Origin of the sequence: Aristaeella lactis (assembly GCF_018118585.1) — a bacterium.
Classification (GTDB): domain Bacteria; phylum Bacillota; class Clostridia; order Christensenellales; family Aristaeellaceae; genus Aristaeella; species Aristaeella lactis.
On sequence record NZ_CP069421.1, the window covers coordinates 420,374 to 445,815 of the forward strand.

Here is a 25,442-nt window from a genome sequence, read left to right on the forward strand (position 1 = left end):
AAGTTACTGTCGCTTTGCGACGGGATATTTGCTAAAGCAAATATGTTTACGCTGCGCTAGGCCTAAATAATCAGTGAAAAGTTCCCAGTGAAGAGTGAAAAGTGAAAAGTTGGCCATGGGCCGCCGGAACCAAAAGCATAGATTGATCGTCATATCAACAGAGGAACAAATAAGGATGATTGTTTTGCCAGGGATGACAAAGTGAAGAGTGAAGAGTTTAGAGTGAAAAGTTGCCACGGCGACAGGTGGAGGTAACAAGTGATGAAAAAGATTATCGTGCTGATGGTTGTATTGCTGAGTATCCTGTGTACTACTGCCGCCGTGGCAGACGAGCCCCTGTTTGTTGCGCAGGAAGGCTGGAAACAGGGGTATATCAACGCACAAGGGGAATGGGTGATCGATCCTGTGTATTACGAGGCCCAGCCCTTTACCGACGCGGGATACGCGGCTGTGGTGGAGGATCCGGAGACTTGGGCATTCACACTCATAGACAGGCAGGGAAAGACAGTGACAAAACTGTCTGAATGGTGCCTGACAGAAAATGAATACAGTATGGATTATGGTGCTAAAGAAATACCGAATGCCGTGGGAAACGCCTTTCTCCTGTACAACCGGAAAGACATAAACCGGTATGCCCTTTTCCTTGCAGGTTCCGGGAAACTGATCGAGCTGGATCGGGAGTTCCTGGGCTATGAGCTTTCGCCGGGCGCTGAACAAAATGAGATTTATTATAATAATTACTTGCGGAGTAGAACGAATCCGAGTGATTTTTGCCTCAGTGGATGGAACGGAAGACTGATCCTGGGGTTTTGTTATACCGACTATCAGCGGGGGACAAACATATCAATAGAGGCAAATATGACAGATGCGTTTATTATCCTTGACAGCGAGGGTAACAAGCTGCATGACGGTATCTACCGCTTTCCGATCAAAGTGACTGATTCACTGGAGCCTGTAGAGGATTATTCGTATCAGGTTACGGACACCTATATGCTGGCAGCCGATGCAAAGAACTACAATAAACACCTGATCGACTGTGACGGAAAGATCATCGTGAAAAATGTGGATGATATTTTTTTCTACAGTGAGGATTATACATGGGTAGAAACGCTGAAAGCTGTTTATGCGGAGAATTCAGGCCAGGCTTTGCTGCCGGACGGAAAGAAGATGCCTGTGGATGAACGCGTCAAAGAACAGGCTGCGCTGAACCCCTGCAGGATGCTTATGCATGACGGTTGGTATTATGACACGAAGGGTGAACGGATCAAATGGCATGGGGCCAGTGAAAAATACTATATGGCACTGTCCGCGTTCGGCAGGAACGGACGGGCGTGGATTGACCGTAAACCGGATATTGAATGGGATAATGAGTCAGAGGAGGAGCCGGAGGACATAGAGGATTACAACGTATCCACTCTGATCGATACAAGAGGACAGATTATTCTGCAGGCGGTCCTGAATCGGGAGCAGTATGACAGGTATAAGTATAATCCGTCAGCGGTTCCTTTTGAGGAAGGCTGGGAATGTATCTGTACGCCGTTTGATGGATGGCTGTACGGTTATGTGAATCCGGACGGCGAAATGATGTTCGGCGGTTTCCCATTTGACAAAGCGGAGCCTTTCTCCAACGGCCTGGCTCATGTGATGTTCATGGATGACAGGTATGAACTGCTGGACGTTTATATCAACAGGGAAGGAAAAGTTGTCTGGGCTGAGCACGGAAAACGGGATGAAGTCCAGCACTGGCTGGAGGAAGGTATCCGTTTTTCCCCGGATAACATGACCCTGGAGGATGCCACGCAGGCGCTGGTGGGTGAATGGGATGACAGCGAAGGAGACATGGCAATCTTCTATGAAGACGGGACATGCAACCTCGGACGCGACAGGATGATGCAGTGGAAACTGCTGGAAAACACTGCGGAGATGGAGGACGAGGATTATTCGAAGTTTGTGCTGGTTTACGGAGAAAACGGACAGTACGAACCCCTGGAAGAAGGAAGCGGACTGGAATTCGGCAGCATGGACAGCTTTGTCACAACCTACGGTGAGGACTGGTGCTTTTACAGCCGGAAAGCCCCGGGCTACTGGGAACGTGACGACTACTATGACCTGGTGCCGGATGAGAACGGCAAACTAGACAATATGAGTGAAACGGTGTCAGTATTACCGGAAGAAGCGTCGAACTTTAAACTGACTGACAAGAGTTTGCCGGAGGAAACCGCAGAGAAAGGCGTATATGCATTCAGGGGATCCCCTTACCGGCAGAATGCTTCCGCAGGGACGGTCAGGGACATCTGTGTTCCGGAAGTGCTTTGGGAAAAGGACATCGGGCCGGCAGTAAAAACAGAGGATATTCACTGGCAGCCCCTGATCGTTGAATGGTCGGATGAGATCAGGAAAAGCATGACGTCCCTGAAACCGGAAAAGCGGGAGAATTCTACCCTGACGGAAGTGATTGCGGTCGGAACAGACGGGAAGATCTGGTTTGCTGACCTGAAAACCGGCGAAGAAACACGGGCGCCGATCGAGGACAGGGAAGAAAAACTCCATGGAACGGCGACAGCCCTTTCAGACTTGCCGCTGATCATCTGTCCGGCGGAAGAAGGGTATATCTGCTATGACCTGACAGACGGAAGCCGGAGAACGGAACTGGATGAAGTGCTGTATACCCGACAGGGAAAAGACGTGATCTACCAGAACGGCTGGCTGATGATGAATTCCCCGCAGACGGATCTTGTGTCTATCGGCCTGAACGTAAAACAGGGGCAGGATGGCATAAGCGGTGTGGACATAACAGGCGCATACAGGGCGGAGTATAATCACACCAAGTATTCCAACGTTCCAGCCAGCGCGGACGGGAACAATGTATATGTTTCGAGAGACAATGATATCCTTCGCTGGGACTGTATGAAGGATGAGAGCGTGAGCATCTTTGAAGATTGTGTTTATGTATCCGGGAAAACAGCAGCCTGTATAGCTGTAGATAAGGATTCGGAGGACCGTACTGTTCTGTATGCCGGATGCATGGAAAAAACTACCCACAATGAATGCGAAATATATAGTATCAATGCAGACCGGATGCTTACAAAGTGGGAGCAAAGAATAAAACTGACAAAAGAAAACGCTCTCCTGGGCGGCATTTTCGCCTCGCCGGTTGTGGGACAGGAATGGCTGGAAAATATTGTATATTTCACCGTCGCCGGATATGCGTTTGATGAAGAAACACCGGACAACCGGAACGCGGATTCGGCGGTTGTGGCGTACTGGAAACGCAACGGAGAAAAGAAATGGGAGACCCCGATCAAAGACCGGGCGGTTTCCTCACCGGTAATTGTATATACGGAAGACGGTATTGGATATCTGATCCAGTTTGACAAAAGCGGAAACATGTATGTGCTGGACGGCTTTTTAGGCACTGTTAAGTACAGCCTGGAGCTGGGCGGAGAAGTGACAAGCTGCCCGGCGGTATACGGGAATACGCTTGTTGTGAGGTGCCAGAAGGACGGACGGGAAGTACTGTGCGGGATTGAAGTGGGAGTTAATTGAGGCAGGAAAGTGCCATCAGGTAGGAGGTAGGAAGTAGGAGAGTAACCCTGGCGGGTAAATGAAATATATCAAAGCAACGGTGTTGCTTTGATATGTGAAATATCGGCCGATGGCCGATGTGAAATATTGAACCGCGAGCGGTTCAATGTGAAATGTTTTCTACCGAAAACGTGTGAGTTACTGTTGCTTCGGGAGATCCTTCGACTGCGCTCTCTACGCACCGCTTGCTCAGGATGACATCTAATGCGGAGGCAAATATGTCAACGCTGCGGCGGGGATTATAGAGAGAACAGTGCCTTCGGGCACTGTTTTTTCATTGAAATCGCCACGGCGGGACAGATCTCTCCACGCACTTTGTTTGGTCGAGATGACAAGAAGGGCACTGTTTTTTTGCGGATTTTACACGGTTGTTACATTGTGATGATGACACTGAAACAAGGAATATAGTATATTGTATGCGAAAAAAACGAGGACAGGGTTTACGACAAGCATATAACGTGAAGCAGTATGACGAAGGAGCAGAAAAGACATGATCAAATATAATAATGACAAGTCTATTGATCCAAAGTTTTACCGCAATGACGGATCTGAAAGAAGAAATGTTTTAAAGATCCTGGTGATCATCCTGGTCGTTGGCGTGATTGGCTATATACTTGGTACATCTTTGGAAGAAACACGCCTGCCTGCCCTGCCCGGGGAAGTGATCCTGAGGGGGGATATGGATATCTCCGCAGCGAATGAACGGCTGGAGAAAGCCGGGTTTATTCCCCTGGATGAAGTTAAAACAGATGACGACTATGATCATCTGTTCTATGAAAGCAGTGAGGTCTACGGCTATCCAACCACGCGCAGCGAACTTGCTGTAGCGAAATCCGGGAAAAAAAGTGTTAGTTTCATTCACTATTTTGATGATGAAAGTAAAGAGAACAACATGAATAATCCGGGTGAAGTCTATGTATACATCGCGTCACAAGTGACTGTAAGATCCAGGGAAACTCCTCACAGACCTGCAGAAGACAGGGATGAGATATTCTGGATACTGCGCAGAGGACCAAGCGTTCATATGACATATGCCGATGATGGTGTGGTTATGTTGGAATACCGTTACACAGACTAAAGAATCACAAAAGGGAAGATTTGCAACGTGCAACTGTATGACAATGGAGAAGAAAAAAGATGATCAACTACAATGACGATAAGCGAATTGATCCAAAGTTTTACGAAAATGACGGATCCGAAAGGAAAAATGTCAGAAAGATACTGGTGATTGTTGTTCTTTTTTGCTTCTCTGTGCTTGGATTGGCTAAATGGATTGAATACCATCGCGGGCCGGCTTTGCCCGGAGAAGTGATCCTGAAGGGAGATATGGATATGGCAGAGGCGGATGCAATGCTGCAGGAAGCCGGGTATATCCCCAAGGGTGACGTTATAACAGATGATCAGCATTATCATCGGTATTATCAAAGCAGTGAGGCTTTCGGTTTTACAACCGACTGCAGTGTGCTTACTGTTTCCAAATCCGGAACGGAGGTCAATTTTGTCCATTGGTTTACGGATGAAAGTGAGGAAAACAACGCGGATGTTCCCGGCAATACCTGGAGAACCATCGCGACAACGCTGAGGGGAGAAATCTGGGGGAACCCATCGGTGATAAAGGAAGAGAAAAATGGATGGTTCTGGAAACTGAACAAAAGAACAAAAGTGAGCCTGATCTATTCGAGAGACAATAGGTTTTTGCTGGAATACGAGTATTGGAAGTAAAAGGGAGAAAACAATGCATAATGCATAATTCATAATGGTGGAGAAAACAGCGCGGAGCGCTGTTTTTCCTGATTAGCCATGCTGCGTGACAGAGGGACAGACCTAATGTCACACTGCGTATGACAATACGTCAGTCCCGCAGTCACACGGCTGCGGCGGGATGACAACGGGTGTGTGCCTGCGGATGAGACGAGATCCTTCGGCTGCGCTCGCTACTCTCGTCTTGCTCAGGATGACACTTTTTGCTGAAAAATTGCCCGAGAGGATTGAGCGGACAGGTGTGATTCTGTATAATGCAGGGGAACTGCTGAGAATACGGAGGAAGAATCACATATGACGAACCGGGAATTACAGGATATCTATTTCGGAGCTTATTTCTTTGAGGAAACAGAAGACGGATACCTGCAGGCTTTCCAGTACTCGAAGGAGCAGATGGATTACTTCAGGAATGGACCGTTTGATTTCTGGTATGACCGGTGCATGGCAACGACCGCGAAGACCCTGGAGATGAACACGGACGCGACCACGATCTCCTTTGAATACAGGATTATCTGGGTGGGATCCGAAGACTCTTTTGAGGTGGCGGTGGACAACCAGATCATGGAGATCCGTTATGTGAAGGATCTGCCCAGGGAAGGAAAGCTGACCTGGAAGCTTCCGGAAGGGAAGAAGGATGTCATCCTTTACCTGCCCGCGGACGCGACGGTGCTGATCCGGAATTTTGAGATTGACGGAGCGTATACACCCGCGAAAAAGAATGAAAAGGTGCTGTGGCTGGGAGACTCCATCACCCAGGGATACGGGCCGCTGCGCTCTGCCGAGACCTACGTCAGCGTGGCCAACCGGCTGCTGAACTATGACATCATCAACCAGGGAATCGGCGGATATGTGTATGACAAGAAGTCCCTGATGAAGATGGAAGGATACACGCCGGACAAGATCATCGTGGCGCTGGGAACGAACCAGTTCGGATGCGAGACCATGAAGGACGTGGAAGAATACTACGAGACACTGACCGGCATTTACGGGACAAAGATCCCGATCCTGTGCATCTCCCCGCTGTGGCGCGGAGACCTGCCAGAGCAGCTTCCGGTGCTGGAACGTTTCTGCGAGAACGTGAAAAAGATCGCGTCACAGTATCCGAATGTGACAGTGGTGGACGGATTTAAACTGGTCCCGCACCTGCCGGAATACTTCCTGGATAACCTGCACCCGAATGTGGTCGGGACGGAAACGTACGGGAGGAATTTGGTGGAAGAGATAAGGAAGGCAAAATTCTGACATGCCAGAATTTTGGTGTCAGCAAGCTGACACTACTTAAAACTGAAAACTAGATCCTTCGACTGCACATTCGTTTGCTCAGGATGACACTTTAATCGGAAAATGGTGGATAAAACAGCACAGAGTGCTGTTTTCCCTGAATTGATCAGATCTCTCGACTACGCTCGAGATGACATTGAGAGAATGACAGGCGAAGGAGAAGAAAATGTCCGAGAAGAAGTCCAATTTTGTGCTCATGGATGAGATGGAAAAAGAGAACACTCATGTGGATCGCCGGGTAAAATACACAAGATTAGGCTTCAGACAGGCACGCATCATTGCAGGAGCCTGTGATGACGTAAATATGGGATTTCCGGTTATTTCAATCATTGGTCTTGCAATCATGGCTGTCACAGATCTTATTGATTCAGAGTCCTGGATCATAGATGCCGGTATGGTTATCGCAATCGTTGGATTTGTGGAATATATCATACGATTTGTTTACAGGTGGAATAAACATCATGAGAAGAAATGAGCTGGGGACCTGGCTCTACTGAAAAATGAATAATTGTGGATAAATCGCTCCGGATGGAGCGATTTTTTTGATTTGCGGGAACTTTGGGCAAAGGTGAAATGTCATACCAGCAGAGAAATGAATGAGACTACGGAGGAGATCTCTCCACTTCGGTCGAGATGACAAAAAGGAGAACGGCATGGGTATATAGTGACTGAAAAACAGCGTTAGGCTCATATTCCGCCTGGTGGCGGTATCCGCAACCTCAATCGACGTGACTCCATACTATGGAGATCGCTTGTTTCGGTTGAGCTCAGAACCGATGAGATTTCCTCCACTGGAGGTCATCGGTTCTTCGCCCTAATGTCACACTGCGTAAGACAATACGTCTGTCCCGCAGTCACACAGCTGCGGCGGGATGACAAGGAGAGAGTGGCTTGATTGGGTCGTCCGTGACGATAAACAGCACCTTCTGGTGCTGTTTTTTTACGAAGGCGCAAGAATTTACACGGTTGTTACATTGTGATGATGACAATGTAACAAGGAAAATAGTATTGTATAAGAGGAGTATGAAGACTGCCTGACGAGGGCGGGAGGATAGAGATGGATAATCAGGAAAAGGTTATTGCGAAAAAGTGGTACAACCAGGACGGATCCGAAATTAAAAGAGTAATCGCGGTTTTGTTGGTTGTTATTATTGCTGCTGCCGGGATCATCTGGTACAGTTCCTCGATGAGCATGCCCGGAGAGGTGAAACTGAACGCAGATATAAATATTGAAGAGGCGGACAGGCTGGTACAGAAAGCCGGATATATTCCCAATGGTGAGATTCAGAGTAAGGAAGGCTTTCAATACAGGTATTATGAAAGCAGTAAGCTATACAGGAATACAACAGTGGGAAGCTCAGTTGGTGTTGCTACAGATCCCACAAAAAAAGCGGTTATGTTCGCACATTATTTTGAGGATGAAACCGAGCAGAATAACGCAGAGAATCCGGGGGCAGTCTTTATGACTGTCAAGAAAGAGCTGTCCAGCAGAATCGGAAGAAAGCCCGGAGAGACAACAACCAAAGATGGAACGCTGGTATGGTTTTGGAGGCGGAGCGAAACAACACAAGTGTCAATGCTGTATAAAAAAGATGGCGCTTTTGAAGTGCGGTTTGAATATTTTAATCCATGAAGTACTCCATGTATATGAGAGTGAACGGGGCATACGGATTAATGATGATTCGTATGCCTTTTTGTTATCAGCACAGGTATTCCATTATTGCGGAGCGTTTGAGGTATCAGATATGCTGTTGTTTATATAGTGAAGAGTTTCCATGGAGACGGGACAGTTGAGAAATCAGGGGTTGTCCTGTATAATACATTTCAAAGAAGAAAAAAATACAGGCTGAAGGGAAACAACACGTATGAAAGATACTGAAAGCGCCGTGTGGGATCCGGAGAAAGCATACAGGCAGGTCCGGGGAAGCAACCGGCGTTTGCTTGCGTTTATCGTGATGGTAATCCTCCTGGGAGCCGCATGGATCGGGATAAACCTGGAGAACATGCAGGAATACGGAGATGCCGGACTGAAGGATGTCAAAAGTTTTGCCGAAGCCGACAGGAAACTCCAGGAATCAGGGTTTGAACCGTTTACGGAAGCAACACAGTACAGTGACAAGTGGGAACGTTTATACAGGGAACGGGAAATCCTTGGACATACCACAGCATACTGCGAACTGGAAGGGGCGGACGGAAAAAACGGATGGCTCCGTCTCCATTATCTTTTTGAGGAAGACGGCGGAACCAACAGCAGAAAACCGGGGGTAGTTTTCCAGGATATCCTGAAGAAGATGAAAAGGAAATATGGTGAACCCGAGGAATACAGCGGCATGTTCACAACGTACTATATATGGTCCCCGGACAAGCATACCAGCGTTATTGCGGGATATCTGACCACGGGATGCCCGATGCTGTGCTATGAATATGAGCTGGAGGAAAAGGGAGAAATATGATCATTGCTATCATTGTGATCGCGGCGGTTCTGGTCATTATCGCGGCAGCCGGATACCTGCTGTCGAATTTTGTGCTGTGCGGAAAGCGGCAGACTCTGGAAGAAGCCAGGGCATGGCAGGAGAATCACTACGACTTCTCATTTTATGATAAACTGGAGAAAACGGATTATACCGTTACGAGTTATGACGGATACGTGCTTAACGTTGAGTTCCTAAAGAACCCGAATGGCGGAAACAAATATATGCTGATCACCCACGGGTTGACGGATAACCGGTTTGGCATGATGAAATATGCCCAGATATTCCTGGAGCTGGGATACAACATCATTGTGTATGACGTGCGGGGCCACGGGCTGAATGAGCGGGCCCTGTGCACCTATTCCATCCGGGAACGGAAGGATTTGATGGCCATGATCCGGGACAGCCGGGGACGGTATCCGGACATGGAAGAACTGGGCCTGCACGGGGAATCGCTGGGCGCGGCAACCACCATTGCCGTGCTGGAGGAGAAGCCTCCGGTGGACTTTGCCATCGCGGACTGTGGATTCGCGGAAATCCTGCCGGTGGTGAAGGGCCTGGTGAAGAACATGCATATGCCGGCATTCCTGGGTGATGTGGCCTCCGTATGGGCGAAGATCCGGACCGGATGGTGGCTGCAGGATATGCGGCCCATTGACAGCCTGGAAGAAAATGAGATCCCCATCCTTTTTATTCATGGAGAGACTGATATGCTGATCCCTCCGGAACACAGCGAAAGGATGAAGGAAGCCACGAAGGGATACGCGGAAGTGGAAGTATTCCCCGGAGCAGGACACGCAAGCTGCGTGTTTGCGGATGGGGAAAGGTATGAGAAGAATGTCAAAGATTTCATTCTTCAGGTGGAAAGCGGAAGACATTCTTCTACTGAAAACTGAAAAATGAATACTGAAAACTTAAAAATGGAGGAAAAAACAGCACGGAGTGCTGTTTTCAGGAATTGAATCAGATCTCTCCACGCGCTACGCTTGGTCGAGATGACACGGAGGGCAGTATGCCTTCGGATCAATGAAGTCTTAACAAGGCCCCGGAGGAGCCTCTCCGCAATCTCAGTCGGCGCAGCGGGTATTGCTGGCGCTACAACCTGCTGCTTGCTTCGATTGACTCACTCAGGTCGCTTCCTGCTTCGCAGGATAGCCCACTGGGCTACCGCTTCCTTCATTCCCCCTCGATGCGGCCTGCGGCCTTGCTCAGGATGACACAGAGGTGGGACGATATGGTTCCCATGCTTGTTGTTGAAATCTGAATCCGGAGGAGATCCTTCGACGCGGCCTACGGCCTTGCTCAGGATGACACCCAGAGTGTATGCCTGCGGACGGGAAGAATCGTTAGAGTAGATAAAGTTTAGAGTGAAGAGTGAAAAGTTTAGAGTTATTTGCCCGGGACAAATAAGGAGGCGAGAACATGTTTAGGAAAAGGATTAGTGTTTTATCGCTGGTGCTTGCTGTGGTGCTGGCCGCAAGTGTATTTGGCGGCGCTATGGCGGACGGAGGAGCGAATGACGGGATCTACGGAACCACGCAGGGAGCGGCGTCGTTTACCATCCGGGCGTACGAGGCAGGCGCGTTTGTGAAGCTCGGTTCCTATGAAGGTACGGCAAACGTGCTGCAGAACAGGGCCACGAATCAGGTGAGCCTCCACGGGTTCTACTCCATTGTTGTTACCGGGGATCAGTACAAGAAGACATATGACTGGGCACCTTCCGCGGCGGGATTCCAGAAGATCATGGGAGAGCGGCGGACAGAGGCCCGGGACTACCTGTTTATCAACCTGCCGGGAGCGGGATCCTATTCTGTGACCGTTACGCCCCACGGCGCGTCGGAAATAAACAAATACAGGCCGAATGAATCCTTCCGGGAGTGGACGGCTGACGCGGAATGGGTGCTGGAAAACGCGGAGAAATGCGACTGCTGGCCGGTGAGCACACCTACGGCAGCTCCGGCAGCATACAACGTGCCCGCGTACAACCCGCCGCCTACGGCCGGGATCGGGACGAGCGCGTCCAACAGCGGTACAGCATACAATGTGCCCACCTATACAACGCCGCCTTCTTCCGGAATCGGCGGCAGCGCGACAAACACCGGCGAGACGATCCTGATCTATTGCTACGAAGCGAACGGGACGCCGCTGGCATCCTTTACACAGGTCATCTACAGCAGTCAGCCGATCTATCCGCCGGCACTGGATGGATATTCCGCGCCTGCAAACGCGTATGTGGAGTTCAAAGCAGGAGCCCAGGAGAGCGTAACCTTCTATTACACCCGGTCCGGAAGCCAGTACACAACTCCGGTGCCGGCTCCCGTCAATCCCCAGCCGGGACTGACGCAGGTGTACGCGAACTGGACCACCCAGCAGTTTGTGGAGGGACGGACCAAGAACAGCGCCAACACGCCCAACTGGGTTAAGAGAATGTGCGACGGGAACATGGACACGGCGTTCCACTACACCATCTGGAGTTCCGAGATGCAGGACGAGTATCCGGAACTGACCGCGGTCTTCAATGAACCCGCAACGATCAAATCCATCGGGATCGTGAACGGAAACACGGAGTCTTACAACTCCTATTATGAGCGTGCCAGGATCAGAAGCATCCGGGTGGTAATCCACACCGCTTACGGCACCTATGAGAATAAGATCTCTGTTCCGGACGAATACCTGCGCGAATACCAGGTGTTCCAGCTGGGAGACGGATACGGAACAGTAACGTCTGTAGACCTTTATTTTGACCGTTTCTACATCGGTGAAGGCAGCACAAAATACGAGATGAACATCTCCGAAATCCAGTTCTATTGAGACGGAATATGCCTTTTCGGGAAGAAAACAGCATTCTGAAACCTTATATAAGTACAGCATGTTGCTGTAAATACCTCCCCGGACGGGGAATGTAAGGAGGAAAGACACAATGAAGAGAATGACGATTTTAGCCCTCAGCCTGGTGCTGGTATTGGCACTGGTGACCGGAGCACTGGCAGAGCCGGCGACCGTCGAAGATATGCTTGGACAGGAAATGGAAGACTTTTCCATTGAGACCCTGAGCGGGGAAAACTACACCCTGTACGAAGCCCTTGAAACCCATGACCTGATGGTGATCAATTTCTGGGCCAGCTGGTGCGGACCGTGCCAGTACGAATTCCCCTTCCTGGAAGAAGCCTGGGAAAAGTACTCCGACCGGATCGGCGTGGTTGCCCTCAGCATAGAAGAGAATGATACCGGCGCACTGCTGGAAAACTTCGCGAAGGAATTCGGCCTGAAGTTTACCGTTATGAATGACGGAGACATGCTTGGTGAAAAGTTTGGTGTCTACGGGGTTCCCACCACCCTGATCGTGAACAAGGACAAGAAGATCGTGGCTGTGGAAGTCGGAGCCAAAAATTCCACGGAAGAATTTACGGAACTGTTTGACAAACTGCTCAGTGAAACCGGCAAAACAGAGACTACCGACGCTGAAAACAGCGCGGCTGAGGGAAATGTGACTGAAGAAAGCGCGCCTGAAGCTGATGCAACGGAAGACGGTGCCGAAGTGGGCATCGAATCCGAGGCCGGTGACGCCTGATAACCTGCAAAACATTCCCGGAACAACAGAAAACAGGAGGGATAATCAATGTCTATGCCGTTTGAACCAGAAGAGATCGATGATCTGGACGAATCCCTGCTTGAAACAATGGATCGGGAGGAGCTGGCGGAGTTCAAACGGCAGCTCCAGGACACACTGGATGGACTGATGGTCCTGGAACCGGACCCGGACGATGAAGAGGAAGAATACTACGAATGGGAAGACCGGGTCAATGTGCTGAACGATATGATCGACGCGATCGATGATAAACTGGATTCCCTTGGAGAATAATATCGAATGAAGACGATCCTGACCGTTCAGCACACGGAAGCGGAACACCACCTGAGCGGACACTGCGGGTCCCGGCATGAATGGACCCTGACAGAACGGGGGCTGGAGACGGCCTTCCGGATCGGGGTATGGCTGAAAGAAGAAATCGGCGGACAATCCTGCCGGATGTATGTTTCCCCGCAACTCAGGACCCGCCAGACGGCGGAAGAGATCAACCGCAGCCTTGACCTGACTCCTGTTTTTTGCGATGAACTGCGTGAATGCGACGCGGGAGAAGGCTGCGGGATGCCGATGGACTGGTACCGGGCGAATAAGACGCCCAGGGGTACCGGATTTGATCCGGACTACAAACCCTTTCCGTCCGCTGAAAGCGACCGCGAACTGTGGGAACGGGTGGAACCTTTCTTCCGGGAAATCATGGAAAACGGGGAGGAGAATATCCTTGTGGTTTCCCACGGGGTGACGCTCAGTTTCCTGCAGTCCATGCTGGCCGGCCAGCAGGTTGAGGATCGGGAAAAGTTCCGGTTCAGGGGAAAAAGCGGATCTGTATCGAAGTTTACCGTCAGCGATGACGGACAGATCACCGCGGCATACGTGAACCGCGTAATTGAGTAAGATAATCGTTTTTATCTATACATCTCATCTTTGAAAGGAAAATAGTACAATGAAAAAAGTGTTATGTTTGATTATGGTGTTTGCTTTATGCTTTGCAACCGTGGGTTATGCCAGTGAAGCAACCCCGACAGATATGAAATCCAATAAGAAAAGCAGCAAAAGGGCTACTCCTACCGACGTTTCCGAAGACATTGATTCCGTATCCATCTTCGGTAAAGAAGTGAACGGCAACTACGAAAACGAGTTCCTGGGCCTGGGATTCAAACTGAAGGACTGGCATCTTTATTCTGAACAGGAACTGGCGGCTGTGAACCAGGTCAGCAACGACCTGATCAGCTCCAAGGTGGAACAGGATATCGGCCTGGCCGACAATCTGACGATCATGATGGCCAGCGCGCAGGATGACAAGGCCAGTATCAATATCGTGCTGCGGAACATGAAGGAATACGTGGACGCGATCAACACGATGGGTGTGGATAATGTGATTGCCAGCTCCCTGGACGCTTCCCGGGAAATGTATACCCAGGTGGGCTTCGAGAATGTGAAGGTGGACGGCGCGAAGATCGGCATTGAAAACAAGGATTATGCCGGCACGTCCGTATATTACGAAGTCCAGGGCGTCCCGACCTACCTGAAGCAGATCTGGCTGGTCCGCGGCGATTATGTGGCCTATATTACCATTACCAGCATGAATGAAGACACAACAGACGAAATTGTGAAGAACCTGTATCACCTGAAGTAAAAAACCATACAGACCGCCGATGAAATGGAAATCGGCGGTTTTTTTGTACATTTTTTCTTTTTTTGCAGATGTTCGCGGCCGTATATATTGATATTAGATGAATGTTCATGTACAATATGTGGCAGTCAGCAACGGAATAACAGGAAGGACTTGACCGACATGACCGCAAGGGCCACGCACAGACAGGCAGGAATACTGCAATGAGAAAACTGCTGTCTGTGCTTTTTGTTTTACTGTGCGTGATCTTTACCAATGTTACTGCTGACGCGGATACTGCTGACAGCCGGATCTTCAGGTTCTATACAGGGAAAGAGCTTTATCAGCTGCTGGCAGTCAAAGAAGGGGAGAATCTGCCGGAACCGGCGGCGCCAGCCGCGCCGGAAGGACAGCGCTTTGAAGGATGGTACGCGGATGAGGCGTGCACGAAGCCTTTTTCTTTTGGCATCCAGAACACGCGGAACAGCACAACGACCGTATACGCAAAATTCATACAGACTTTTTGCTTTACCTATTATGACGAACTGGGTAATGTGCTGCTGAACGAGGAGCTTGTATCCGGATCGTCCTATACATTCGACAAAGAGCATCCGGCCTATGCGGTCACTGCCATTGACAAGGTCAACAGCGGCTGGAAAGACCAGCATGGCACGGTACATACGACAGAAACCATTGCTGTTACAGAAGACATGAATCTGGAACCTGTTCCGGAGACCGGCTATTATGCCCGGTTCTTTACACAGGGCGGATCTTTTGTACATTCACAGCTGATCCTGCCGGGGCAGAAGGCGGAAAGACCGGAGCAGGATCCAACCCGGGCAGGCTATACTTTTGATAACTGGTATACGGAAGCGGCAGGCGGATCAGTGTTCGATTTCGATACTGTCCCGACACAGGCTGCGGATATCTATGCCCACTGGACGGCCAATACGGATACGCCTTATAAGGTTGTGCTGTGGGTGGAAAACACAGACGGCGGATATGATTACGGAGCAAGCATAACCAAAACCGGTACCACGGGCGGAGACGTGGCTTTTGATCCGGCGACAGATGCGGCTTCCGGAGCACTTTATGAAGCTGTGCGGGTCAATAGTGAGAAATACAGAAACAGGAAATATGTAACACATATCTTCCTTGATGACAAAAACACGGCAAGTATTTCGGAAGTCAATCAGGATGGCGGTATTCAGGGAGATGGCACCACGGTCCTGAATGTATATGCCAGACTGAAACGCTATAAGCTTGAACTGCGAAAAAGAGACACAGGAGAGCTTCTGGTGACAATCGATGACGCAATTCAACAGACAGACTACCTGACGGATGTTAAAGATTTGCTGGCAGAACACGATCTGAACCGATGGGATGTTTATTATGGTTCAACCTCTTTTGATACCGGTATGCTGAAGATCAGACTGACTTTTCCGCAGACAGCTGATGGATGCAATGCGGATCTTCCGGATGGCGCAACAATCGTATACAGGCTATACAAACAATCCGGAAACTATACATACCGCAGGGAAATCCTTCGACAGGATCTTGATAATCCATCCAGTTACAATCTGGCATATTCGTATGAATATCGTTACCCTGGAGCTACAGACGGGGCAACACAGGCGGATGATCCAGGATTTCGCGTGGATCACGGAAAAACAACAGGACAGGTTACCGGCCCGGTCGATTCCGGACCCTATCATTACTTATACTCTTACAGTCCTTTGCCGAATATACTGAAATTCTACATGGATCGATTGAGCTATCAGCTGGACTTTAATCCGGGTATAGGCGTGACATCCGTTTCCTCTGAACAGGTTCTGTATGAAAAACCACTTGCCGGATATATACCGGATTCTTATATTCCGGATCAGACAATCGTGGAACAGGATGGCGTGACCTATGTGTTCAAAGGATGGTATGACACGGCTGAATATGTGGGCGATCCTGTGACGGCTTTGACAGACAGAACCATGCCGCCCCATGCGCTTGGCCTTTTTGCCAAATGGGAGCCCCTGGCCTATACCGTGAAGTTTGACCCCGCCCTGGGCGAGGAAGGCGGCAGCTATACCGGGCCGACAGAGTCCAGGGTGATTGCAGGAGACAAGGTGAGCCAGCCCGTGAATCCGACGCGCAAACATCGCGGAGACTGGAAATGGACCTTCCTGGGCTGGGCGCTGGACGGAAAACCCTATGATTTTGATTCCGCGGTTCCGGAAAACAATATCACACTGGTGGCCCAGTGGAGCCGCCTGCCCCTGCCGAAGGTGAGCTACAACGCGGGAGACGGCTCCGGAAGGGTGCCGGAGGACGAATACTACCGGACGCATTCCGCGGTTATCGCACCTTCCGGTGAAGGACTGAACGCCCCGGACGGCGAGCATTTTATCGGCTGGATGCAGGACGGGATGCTTTACTATCCGGGCGATGAGATTCCGGTCGGCGAGGAAGATATCATCCTGACAGCCGCGTTTGCCGCGGACGGCAATACGATCTATACGGTCAGGTATTACAAGCAGGAAGCGGGAGACAGTTACCAGGAGGATCCGGCACAGACGAAGCAGCTGACCGGACGCATCCGGTCCACGGTGACAGCGGATGAAATCCAGTATCCCGGATATACCCTGGAACCTGATATTTCCACGCGAAGCGGTATTCTTGCTCCGGACGGCAGCCTGACGCTGTCCATGTACTACGGCTTCAACACCTACACTGTCACATGGATGGACGGGGATGGAAATAAGCTGAAGACGGATAAACTGACCGAAGGCGTGATGCCGGTCTACAACGGAGAAGTACCAACAAAGACCTCGACAGCGCAGTATCTTTATACCTTTAACAACACGTGGGCGCCAGAAATATCCATTGTGAACGGGAACGCAGTTTATACAGCCCAGTTTAACCAGACGCTGCAGAAATATACGGTAACCTGGGAGAATGATGATCATACCATCCTGGAAACGGACGAATATGTTCCATACGGCGAGACACCCCGGTATGACGGAAAAACACCGGAGAAAGTTCCTACAAAGGAATATACTTATACTTTTGACGGATGGAACCGGGAGATTGCCGCGGTAACGGGAAAGGTTACCTATACCGCGGTATATAAAGCGACAGCCATTGCGACAGAAACGCCTTCGGCGACGCAGACTCCCACACCGGCAGACGTACCTTCACCGACACCCAAGCCGATCCCGAAGACCGGGGAACCGGCGGACCCGATGCTGTATCTGATACTGGTGCTGCTGGGAACGGCAGGAATCGGCGGAACAGCTTTCATCAGACAAAGGAGAAAATAATGAAGCGGGTGTAAAAAGTGTGTTTTGTTTATGTTTTTCCCCGCGCAAGCCTGTAACATAAAGGATTCAAGACAACAGTCATCGAAATTATTACTATTCCGCAAATATCCATTTTTAACAGCATCTTTCCATTGAACCAATATCGCTTCAAAACGAAAGGAGAAACAGAATGAAAAAAGTACTTTGCCTGTGCCTGGTATTCCTTTTCTGCTTCATGGCTGTCGGATACGCAGCGGATGAAGCTGCCACCACGGACGCCGGAGCGGCGATCGGCAATACTGCCGCGGAAGCCGGGGACGAGACAAGCACCACACCCACGGATGTCGCTGCGGATCTGTTCGGCAGGGTGGAAGACGGAAACTATGTCAATGAGTTTATCGGATTCGGGTTCAAACTGGAGGACTGGCATTTCTATACTGACGAAGAAATCGACGCGATGAACAACATCACCAAAAAGCTGGTGACAGAGGACTATGCCAAGATGATGGATCAGATCGATATGCTCTATGTCATGATGGCTATGGCTCCTGACAGAACGAACATCAACATCTCCATGAGAAATCTGGGTGAATATGCCCCTGTTTACGAGATGCTTGGTGTAGATACGATTGTCGAGAGCAGCGTTGATGCCAGCGCATCCTCACTTACGACGGCCGGGTGCGAGGACGTGAAGGTTGAGTTTATCAAGAAAACCGTTGACGGTGAAGAATTCAGCGGCCTGCTGACCAGCTATAAAATGCTGGGAATCCAAATGAGCTCCAAGTTTATTATGTGCATCCGCGACAGATACCTGGTATCGATCACTGTTACCGGCCTTGAGGAAGATGCAATCGATGCAGTTTTCGACAAACTTTATCTGATCAAGTAAACTGTGCAGGAATACGGCGTCAGGCTGTATTCCTGTTTTTTTAGATTTTTCCTCTATCTGAAAGGAGAATATGATAATGCGTAAAACGCTGTGCGTATGCCTGGTACTTGTTTTGTGCCTTTTCGCGACCGGATATGCTGAAGAAGCGTCGGTTGATGCTGACACGCTGTTTGGAACGATTGAAAACGGAGCATATGAAAACAAATACGTAGGTCTCGGGTTCAAGATTGATGACTGGCAGATCCTTACGGACGAAGATTATGAGCGGATGCGCGAAGCTACAAAAGCTCTTATGCCGGAAGAAATGCAACAATTCAAGGAGAACGCAGGCATTCTTACAGTCCTTCGGGCGAAGGATCTTCTTAATAATGCCATCAATATCAAAATAAAGTACATTGCTGGAAGCAGCGAGTATACGGAAACAGATACGAAAACGTTAATAAAAAGCAATATTGATGATTTTCAGCAATGGCTTCGCGAAACAGGATTTGCCAATGCAGAAGCTGAGTATGTGAGCACAACCATAGAAGGCCGGGAGTATGATGGCATGCTGGGAAGTTATGATATCCTTACGGTTAATCAGCATATGTACTCCAGACTTATCATGTTTATCCGCGGTGAATACATGGTTATAATCACTGCTTCATCAGTAACTGAAGACAGAACAGAGGAAATCTGCCAGCGTTTCTATCATTTGAAGGATTCTGAAGAGTGAGTATCGAAAGTATATAATTAGTACGGTTTTATATATACACCTCAGCACTCAGCACAATATCATGAAAAAGAAATCAAAAAAGATGAAGTGTGTTTTGCACCTGAAGGCTTTTCTGCTTATTATATTGCTGCTGGCCGGTCTGGTTTCCGGCAGTATAGGGGAGGAAAGAACGTATATGGTAGAAAACAATCCGGAGAAGAATCAGCAAAGATATCCCTACCGTGTGGTAACGGACTCGGCTGTGCTGTATCTGAGCCGGGATGATATTGAACTGCTCGGGGAAGAGAAGTTCTATGCCGGCCTGGAGCTGCTGCTGGCCGGTATGGAAAAGGACTTTGCCGAAGTGCGGGAGGTCCTGAAAGACTATCTGAAGGACGAGGTTCCTTCGATCCCGATCTATACGGATTTTGCGGGACGGGCGGAGGAAGCGCAGCTATCTGACGCGTTTTACTATGATCCGGACATGGGAATCCGGCTGTTCAAAGGATGGGATGATGCCGGATACAGCCTGCTGCATGAATATGTACATTTCCTGACGGATGTATGTGTTACCTTTGGGATCAGCCATGGTTTCTGGGCGGAAGGGATCGCGGAATACCTTTCCAAGCTGGTCTGCAGCAACCGTATGGCCAGGGCGTTTAATTATGCCATGAGCGATGAATTCGCGGCCGGCATGATTGCCCGCGGAGCAGGAGACGCGGAAGGAAAGATAGACATCCGGAAGGTATACTATGGCGGAGCCGCAATCTACAACACACCGATCACGGTGGGAGAAAAGTATTTCGCAGTCTGTAACAGCTGGATGCATATGACGGAAACACAGCAGGAGCATCCGACCATGATGTCGGTGACCTATCACCAGGCAGCATGCGTTGTGGAATACCTGGTGAAGAAGTTTGGCAAGGACTACGTATTCACGCATATGGATGGAACCGCCAAAGAGTTTAAGGAAGCATACGGGCAGGAATTTGAGGAACTGTTTGGCGAGTGGAAAGCGGAGAATATGAAAATGTGCGAAAGGATTCACATGGCGATCTACTGATCGATAAGTGAAGTGAAATATTGAACCGCAAGCGGTTCAATGTGAAATATCCGACCTGCGGTCGGATGTGAAATATTTGCCTTCGGCAAATGTGAAATATGCCTTCCGCAAGCTCAATCGACGCACTGCTTGCTTGGAGCGCTTCGCATTGCTTGTTTCGGTAAGGAAACGCACACGCACCGCGGACGGAATCCCCGTCCCGCGCACCGCGCGCGTCAGGACTCCAGGGCGCTTTTGACTTTGTCAAATGTCACACTGTGGCACCGCTTCCTTCGCTCCCCGCGAATGTGTAAATTACTGTGCTTCGCACGTGATATTTGCCGGAGGCAAATATATAGACGCTGCGCTGGGCCTTTTGAAAACCCGAAACTGACGAATGAACTGCAGGGACGCTCCTTTTGTTCCAGTTAATACTGTAACACGGCGAACGTCCCTGCAGTTTGTAGTCCTGAGCACAGCTCAGTCCCGCGGTCATTCTGACCAGACATCATTTTTGAATGATTGAAGGAAAACGGGGGAAAGGGCGAGAAATATACGGAAAAACAACAGTTGCAACCGGTGGTTGCGGAAGTTCAAGGTGGAATTGATAGCCTGCCACGGGGAATTGGGATAGGCTGGGTTTGCCCGAAAGGGACAGAAAATCCAGGAGGAAGAAGAAAATGATCTTTGCGGACAAACTGATTGATCTGAGGAAAAAGAGCGGCTGGTCCCAGGAGGAACTGGCTGAGAAACTGAACGTGAGCCGGCAGGCGGTTTCCAAATGGGAAGGCGCGCAGTCGATCCCGGATATGGCACGGATCGTGCAGCTGTCGGAACTGTTCCACGTCAGTACCGATTACCTGCTGAAAGATGAAATGGAGCAGGCGGACGGAACGGAGATCGTACAGGACAGCAGCGCGGAAGGCCCGGTGAGGACTATCGGGATGGAAGAAGCAAATGCTTTCCTGAAAGTTAAGGAAGAGAACTCCCGGAGGGTGGCCATTGCGGTGATGCTGTGCATCCTTTCCCCGGTAGCACTGATTCTGCTGGGCGGCGCGCAGTCATACGGCCTGCTGAAGTGGAGCGAGAACGCGGCGGGCGGAATCGGCATGGTCATTATGATGCTGATGATCGCTCCGGCAGTAGGGCTGTTCGTTACTTCCGCACAGAAAATCTCCCGCTATGAATACCTGGAGAAAGAACCTGTGGAAACGCTGTATGGCGTGACGGGTATGGCGCGGGAACGGAAAGAAAGATTCCAGCCAGTTCACAGCCGTTACCTGATCATCGGGATTATGCTGTGCGTGGCATCATGCATTCCGCTGTTTCTCAGCCTGATCCTTGGCGATGAATCCTTTATGATGGTGGCAGGGCTTGCGGCGATCCTGGTGCTGACGGCTATCGGTGTGATGATGATTGTCCGGGTATCCATCGTCCAGGGAAGCTATCAGATGCTGCTGGAGGAACAGGAATACACCCGGGAAAACAAGGCTAACAACAAGCACTCTGGATACATCAGCGCGGCGTACTGGTGCCTGGTGACCGCGGCATACCTGGCATGGAGCTTTATCGGGAACGCGTGGAGGGACTCCTGGATCATCTGGCCGGTGGCGGGCGTCGCGTTCGGAGCGGTCATGGCGATAAGGAACGCTTTGAAAAAATAAAGGGAAGCGTTCAGGTAGGAGGTAGGAAGTAGGAGGCCTACATCAGGTAGGAGGTAGGAAGTAGGAGGTAGGAAGTGCTATCCGCCTGCGGGCGGGAACTACTGAAAACTTAAGACTTAAAACTTAAAAATGAATAATGGTGGAGAAAACAGCGTCTTCGGACGCTGTTTTTTTTTTGAATTGATCCGCTGCGGCGAGAGACTACTGAATACATAAAAATGGTGGAGAAAATCGCACCCGGGAGGGTGCGATTTTATTGAATTGAGGGAATGGGGTTAGTTGCCGGATTTGTGGTGCTTGGCGAGGCGGTAGCTGCTGATGAAGAGGCCGGTGGTGGTGCAGGCGAGGGCGATGGCCAGGACCCAGCGGGAGGCGGTATCATCCAGCATGGACCAGATGAGCAGACCTATGCCGGTAATGCCCAGGATGGCACTGATAATTGTTAAAATAGTATTGGTTTTCTTATTCATTTGCTTGTTTCTCCATGTTTTGTTTTTGTGGTTTTGTACAGTCCGATGATGAAAAGCAGGACGGCAAGGGTGTACAGAATGACTGCCGGTGCTGAAGGAATTTCAATCACAAAGCGGTTTGTCAGAATGATTACGATGGCCAAAAACAGACCGAATTCTGTTAATCTGTGCATTTCATCGAACCGCTTTCTCTTTGCCGATCAGGCGCATTTTGAAATCGTAGAGCTTCTTCATTGCACTTGTGGTGTACAGAAGCCCCATGATCATGGCCGCGACCGCAAGGCCGATGGTGCCGCCCTTCAGGAAGCCTGACCAGTAAGTGTCCGGCAGATCCATAAAGAGGGTGGCGGCATTGACGCAAAGCGCCAGAATACCGAGCAGGAAATATACGCGCACAACCTTTGTGGCACGTTCCTGGCCGGCGTTGCTGTATTCAGCAACCTGTAATACGGTTTCTTCCATTTCTTTATCCATTGTTTTCTCACTTTTCCTTTCTCCGTTGAGCATCTCCCGGAGATCCACCTCATAGAGATCTGAAATCTCCATCAGCAGGTCCAGATCCGGCATGTTGCTCCCGGTTTCCCAGCGGGATACTGTCCGCCTGGAAACATTCAGGGATTCAGCCAGCTGCTCCTGGGTAAAACCTTTCTCTTTCCGAAGTTCTTTCAGGAATGTTCCGATCTTCTGCAGATCCATCGGGGTTCCTCCTCTCGGGTGACAGTTTATGAAAAAAGGCTCATGGTGAACAGGACATAAAGTGAGCAAAAGTCCTGTTTTCACCGATGAGACAGGGTATGTCCCATTACAAATGAGGTCAGGCGGTGGGGGTGTAGGCGGCGAAATAACGGTTATACAGGCGGTTGAAGAGCTTCATGATGTTTCCGACGGCGATGGCGGCGAAGATGCTGCCTTCGCGCACGCCCTTCAGTTCGCCCAGGAAGACCAGGCAGATGACGGTGGAAATGATGATATAGAGCACGTCAAAAAAGATCTTCACATTTTCATATTTCCGGCCGGTGACGCGGCTGATGGCCCGGTTCATGGCTTCGCCCGGGAGCATGGCCACACCGCCCTTGTACTGGATCCAGAGGCCCAGGGCAAGGATGAGGCAGCCCAGGAACATATACAGCAGCTGCATGGGGTAGCTGTTGACGGCGATGTTCCGGATGAGCCAGCAGGAGAAATCGGACAGGTAGCCATAGACAAAGGCAAGAACGGCCTGGATGGCGATCTCGGCATAGTTGCATTTGAACTTCTGGACAAGGATCTGGGTGATGATATGGATCACGCTGAGCAGGTTGAGCCAGGTACCGAGGGAAAGTACGGGAGTGATGAGTGAAACCGAATAGGCCACCGAAGCGACAGGGGAAGTGCCCAGTCCTGCTTTGGCGGAGAAGGCAACGCCCATGGAGGCGACAAAGAGGCCGACCAGGAAGAGGGCGTAGCGGGGGAGAAGATTACGTTTCATAATGGAGCTCCTGAATATGAGATGAAATAAAACACAAAAAATATATTAACATAATTATTGTACTGAAAAATGAAAAATGAGAACTTAAAACTTAAAAATGGTGGAGAAAACAGCAAAAATGCTGTTTTTCTGAATTGATCAGGTTTAATGTTTGTGTGATTTTGTTGAATTAGGCAAGGAACGGAGGAGCGGGGACGGCTGCAGTCGAAAGTATTATAGTCGGAAGAATAATGATTGTCTGCGGGTCAGGATTATAGTAAGGGATTCCTCCGCAGTCTCAATCGGCGCATTGCTCCCTTGGAGCGGTTCGCATTGCTTGTTTCGATAAGGAAACGCACACGCACCGCGGACGGGATCCCCGTCCCGCGCACCGCGCGCGTCAGGACTCCACCTCGTTTTCGGCTATGGCGAATGACCCACTGGGTCACCACTCGGATCATTCCCCACGCACTAACGTTTGGTCGGAATGACATGGTACATACATAACGGTAGAATTCCCCTGTTTATGTTATAATCTGAAACCGCAGGAGACATAAATCAATGAACACATATAATGCATAACAGAAAAGGAGGAGAAGATGATCAAAGTTGCTTTTTATGATGCCAAGGCATATGACAGGCCGTCGTTTGAACATTACGGCGAGCTGAACGATATCCGGTTCCGGTTCCTGGAAACAAAGCTGAACGAGGACACAGCAGAACTGGCCAGGGGCTGCGACGCGGTGTGCGTTTTTGTGAATGACACGGTGAACGCGGAAGTGATCGACAGGCTGTATGAATACGGCGTGAAGCTGATCGCCCTGCGGTCGGCGGGCTACAACAATGTGGACGTGCCCCATGCCTTTGGGAAGATCCATGTGGTGCATGTGCCGGCCTATTCACCCTATGCCGTGGCGGAGCATGCCATCGCACTGCTGCTGACCTCTGTTAGGCGGATCCACAAGGCCTATAACCGCACCCGGGAGTTCAACTTCTCCCTGAGCGGGCTCACCGGATTTGACTTCCACGGGAAAACTGTGGGCGTTGTGGGAACCGGCAAGATCGGGCGGATCTTTATTGATATCTGCCGGGGATTCGGCATGAACGTCATTGCCTATGACCTGTTTCCGGCGAAGGACAGCGGAATTGAGTATGTGCCGCTGGACGAGCTGCTGGAGCGGAGTGACATCATCTCCCTGCACTGCCCGCTGACAGATGATACACGGCATATGATCAACGCGGAAGCCATCGGGAAGATGAAGAAGGGCGTGGTGATCGTCAACACCTCCCGGGGCGGCCTGATCGACGCTGAAGCGCTGCTGGAAGGCATCAAAGCCCGGAAGATCGGCGCGGCCTGCCTGGACGTGTATGAGGAGGAAGCGGATGTATTCTTTGAAGACCGCTCCGGACACATTATGGACGATGAACTGCTGTCCAGGCTGATCTCCATGCCGAATGTGATCGTGACCTCACACCAGGCGTTCCTGACAGAGGAAGCACTGAACAATATCGCGGAAACCACGGTGAACAACATCCTGTCCTGTTTCCGGAATGACGGTTTCTGTGACAATGAACTGTGCTACCGCTGCGGCAAGATAGAAGAATGCAGGAAAGAACGGAAACAGGAGTGTTTCTGACAGGGATAAAGGC

22 protein-coding genes are annotated in these 25,442 nt (G+C 50.2%); 19 read left to right on the top strand and 3 right to left on the bottom strand.

Annotated features, from left to right (window positions below):
* Window positions 1-261: 261 nt before the first annotated feature.
* The 18 genes from JYE50_RS02045 to JYE50_RS02130 all read left to right on the top strand — a co-directional run bounded on the left by JYE50_RS02045 (window position 262) and on the right by JYE50_RS02130 (window position 21,875).
* The gene (locus JYE50_RS02045) at window positions 262-3,546 is read left to right on the top strand and encodes a WG repeat-containing protein (protein ID WP_084094002.1); all 3,285 of its coding nucleotides are present in this window, start codon (window positions 262-264) and stop codon (window positions 3,544-3,546) included.
* A gap of 529 nt (window positions 3,547-4,075) precedes the next feature.
* Window positions 4,076-4,663, top strand: a complete 588-nt coding sequence (locus JYE50_RS02050; RefSeq protein WP_084094005.1) for a hypothetical protein — start codon at window positions 4,076-4,078, stop codon at window positions 4,661-4,663.
* Between the two features lie 59 nt (window positions 4,664-4,722).
* On the top strand, window positions 4,723-5,307 hold the full coding sequence (locus tag JYE50_RS02055) for a hypothetical protein (RefSeq protein ID WP_084094007.1): 585 nt from the start codon (window positions 4,723-4,725) through the stop codon (window positions 5,305-5,307).
* Between the two features lie 333 nt (window positions 5,308-5,640).
* Window positions 5,641-6,588 (top strand): SGNH/GDSL hydrolase family protein, encoded by a 948-nt coding sequence (locus JYE50_RS02060; RefSeq protein ID WP_084094009.1) that lies wholly within the window; start codon window positions 5,641-5,643, stop codon window positions 6,586-6,588.
* Between the two features lie 205 nt (window positions 6,589-6,793).
* Window positions 6,794-7,102, top strand: coding sequence for a hypothetical protein (locus JYE50_RS02065; RefSeq protein WP_084094011.1), 309 nt, complete (start codon window positions 6,794-6,796; stop codon window positions 7,100-7,102).
* Between the two features lie 582 nt (window positions 7,103-7,684).
* The gene (locus JYE50_RS02070; protein ID WP_084094013.1) at window positions 7,685-8,260 is read left to right on the top strand and encodes a hypothetical protein; all 576 of its coding nucleotides are present in this window, start codon (window positions 7,685-7,687) and stop codon (window positions 8,258-8,260) included.
* A 232-nt stretch (window positions 8,261-8,492) separates the two neighbouring features.
* Window positions 8,493-9,080, top strand: coding sequence for a hypothetical protein (locus JYE50_RS02075; protein WP_084094015.1), 588 nt, complete (start codon window positions 8,493-8,495; stop codon window positions 9,078-9,080).
* On the top strand, window positions 9,077-9,994 hold the full coding sequence (locus JYE50_RS02080; protein WP_084094016.1) for an alpha/beta hydrolase: 918 nt from the start codon (window positions 9,077-9,079) through the stop codon (window positions 9,992-9,994). The genes JYE50_RS02075 and JYE50_RS02080 overlap by 4 nt, the downstream gene beginning before the upstream one ends.
* A 526-nt stretch (window positions 9,995-10,520) precedes the next feature.
* Window positions 10,521-11,909, top strand: a complete 1,389-nt coding sequence (locus JYE50_RS02085) for an NADase-type glycan-binding domain-containing protein (protein ID WP_143329677.1) — start codon at window positions 10,521-10,523, stop codon at window positions 11,907-11,909.
* Between the two features lie 109 nt (window positions 11,910-12,018).
* Entirely contained in the window at window positions 12,019-12,669 is a 651-nt protein-coding gene (locus tag JYE50_RS02090) for a TlpA family protein disulfide reductase (RefSeq protein ID WP_084094020.1), read from the top strand.
* A gap of 48 nt (window positions 12,670-12,717) precedes the next feature.
* Window positions 12,718-12,960 carry a hypothetical protein gene (locus JYE50_RS02095; protein WP_084094022.1) on the top strand — a complete coding sequence of 81 codons (243 nt, stop codon included), beginning with the start codon at window positions 12,718-12,720 and terminating at the stop codon, window positions 12,958-12,960.
* A gap of 6 nt (window positions 12,961-12,966) precedes the next feature.
* Window positions 12,967-13,575, top strand: a complete 609-nt coding sequence (locus tag JYE50_RS02100; protein WP_084094024.1) for a histidine phosphatase family protein — start codon at window positions 12,967-12,969, stop codon at window positions 13,573-13,575.
* Between the two features lie 49 nt (window positions 13,576-13,624).
* Window positions 13,625-14,317 carry a hypothetical protein gene (locus tag JYE50_RS02105; RefSeq protein WP_084094025.1) on the top strand — a complete coding sequence of 231 codons (693 nt, stop codon included), beginning with the start codon at window positions 13,625-13,627 and terminating at the stop codon, window positions 14,315-14,317.
* Window positions 14,318-14,517: 200 nt separating this feature from the next.
* Window positions 14,518-17,607 (top strand): InlB B-repeat-containing protein, encoded by a 3,090-nt coding sequence (locus tag JYE50_RS02110; RefSeq protein ID WP_084094027.1) that lies wholly within the window; start codon window positions 14,518-14,520, stop codon window positions 17,605-17,607.
* 169 nt (window positions 17,608-17,776) lie between these two features.
* Window positions 17,777-18,475, top strand: a complete 699-nt coding sequence (locus JYE50_RS02115; RefSeq protein ID WP_084094029.1) for a hypothetical protein — start codon at window positions 17,777-17,779, stop codon at window positions 18,473-18,475.
* A 76-nt stretch (window positions 18,476-18,551) separates the two neighbouring features.
* Entirely contained in the window at window positions 18,552-19,190 is a 639-nt protein-coding gene (locus tag JYE50_RS02120; protein WP_084094030.1) for a hypothetical protein, read from the top strand.
* 175 nt (window positions 19,191-19,365) lie between these two features.
* Entirely contained in the window at window positions 19,366-20,232 is an 867-nt protein-coding gene (locus JYE50_RS02125; RefSeq protein ID WP_143329678.1) for a hypothetical protein, read from the top strand.
* Between the two features lie 659 nt (window positions 20,233-20,891).
* Window positions 20,892-21,875, top strand: coding sequence for a helix-turn-helix domain-containing protein (locus JYE50_RS02130; protein ID WP_084094035.1), 984 nt, complete (start codon window positions 20,892-20,894; stop codon window positions 21,873-21,875).
* Between the two features lie 275 nt (window positions 21,876-22,150).
* Here the strand turns inward: JYE50_RS02130 and JYE50_RS02135 are convergent, their stop codons facing one another.
* From JYE50_RS02135 to JYE50_RS02145, 3 genes are all read right to left on the bottom strand, one after another.
* Window positions 22,151-22,345, bottom strand: a complete 195-nt coding sequence (locus tag JYE50_RS02135; protein ID WP_084094037.1) for a hypothetical protein — start codon at window positions 22,343-22,345, stop codon at window positions 22,151-22,153.
* Window positions 22,346-22,519: 174 nt separating this feature from the next.
* On the bottom strand, window positions 22,520-23,041 hold the full coding sequence (locus JYE50_RS02140) for a helix-turn-helix domain-containing protein (RefSeq protein ID WP_084094039.1): 522 nt from the start codon (window positions 23,039-23,041) through the stop codon (window positions 22,520-22,522).
* A gap of 118 nt (window positions 23,042-23,159) precedes the next feature.
* On the bottom strand, window positions 23,160-23,813 hold the full coding sequence (locus JYE50_RS02145; protein ID WP_084094041.1) for a YczE/YyaS/YitT family protein: 654 nt from the start codon (window positions 23,811-23,813) through the stop codon (window positions 23,160-23,162).
* Between the two features lie 581 nt (window positions 23,814-24,394).
* Between JYE50_RS02145 and JYE50_RS02150 the strand changes: the two genes are divergently transcribed.
* On the top strand, window positions 24,395-25,429 hold the full coding sequence (locus tag JYE50_RS02150) for a 2-hydroxyacid dehydrogenase (protein WP_283399156.1): 1,035 nt from the start codon (window positions 24,395-24,397) through the stop codon (window positions 25,427-25,429).
* Window positions 25,430-25,442: the final 13 nt, after the last annotated feature.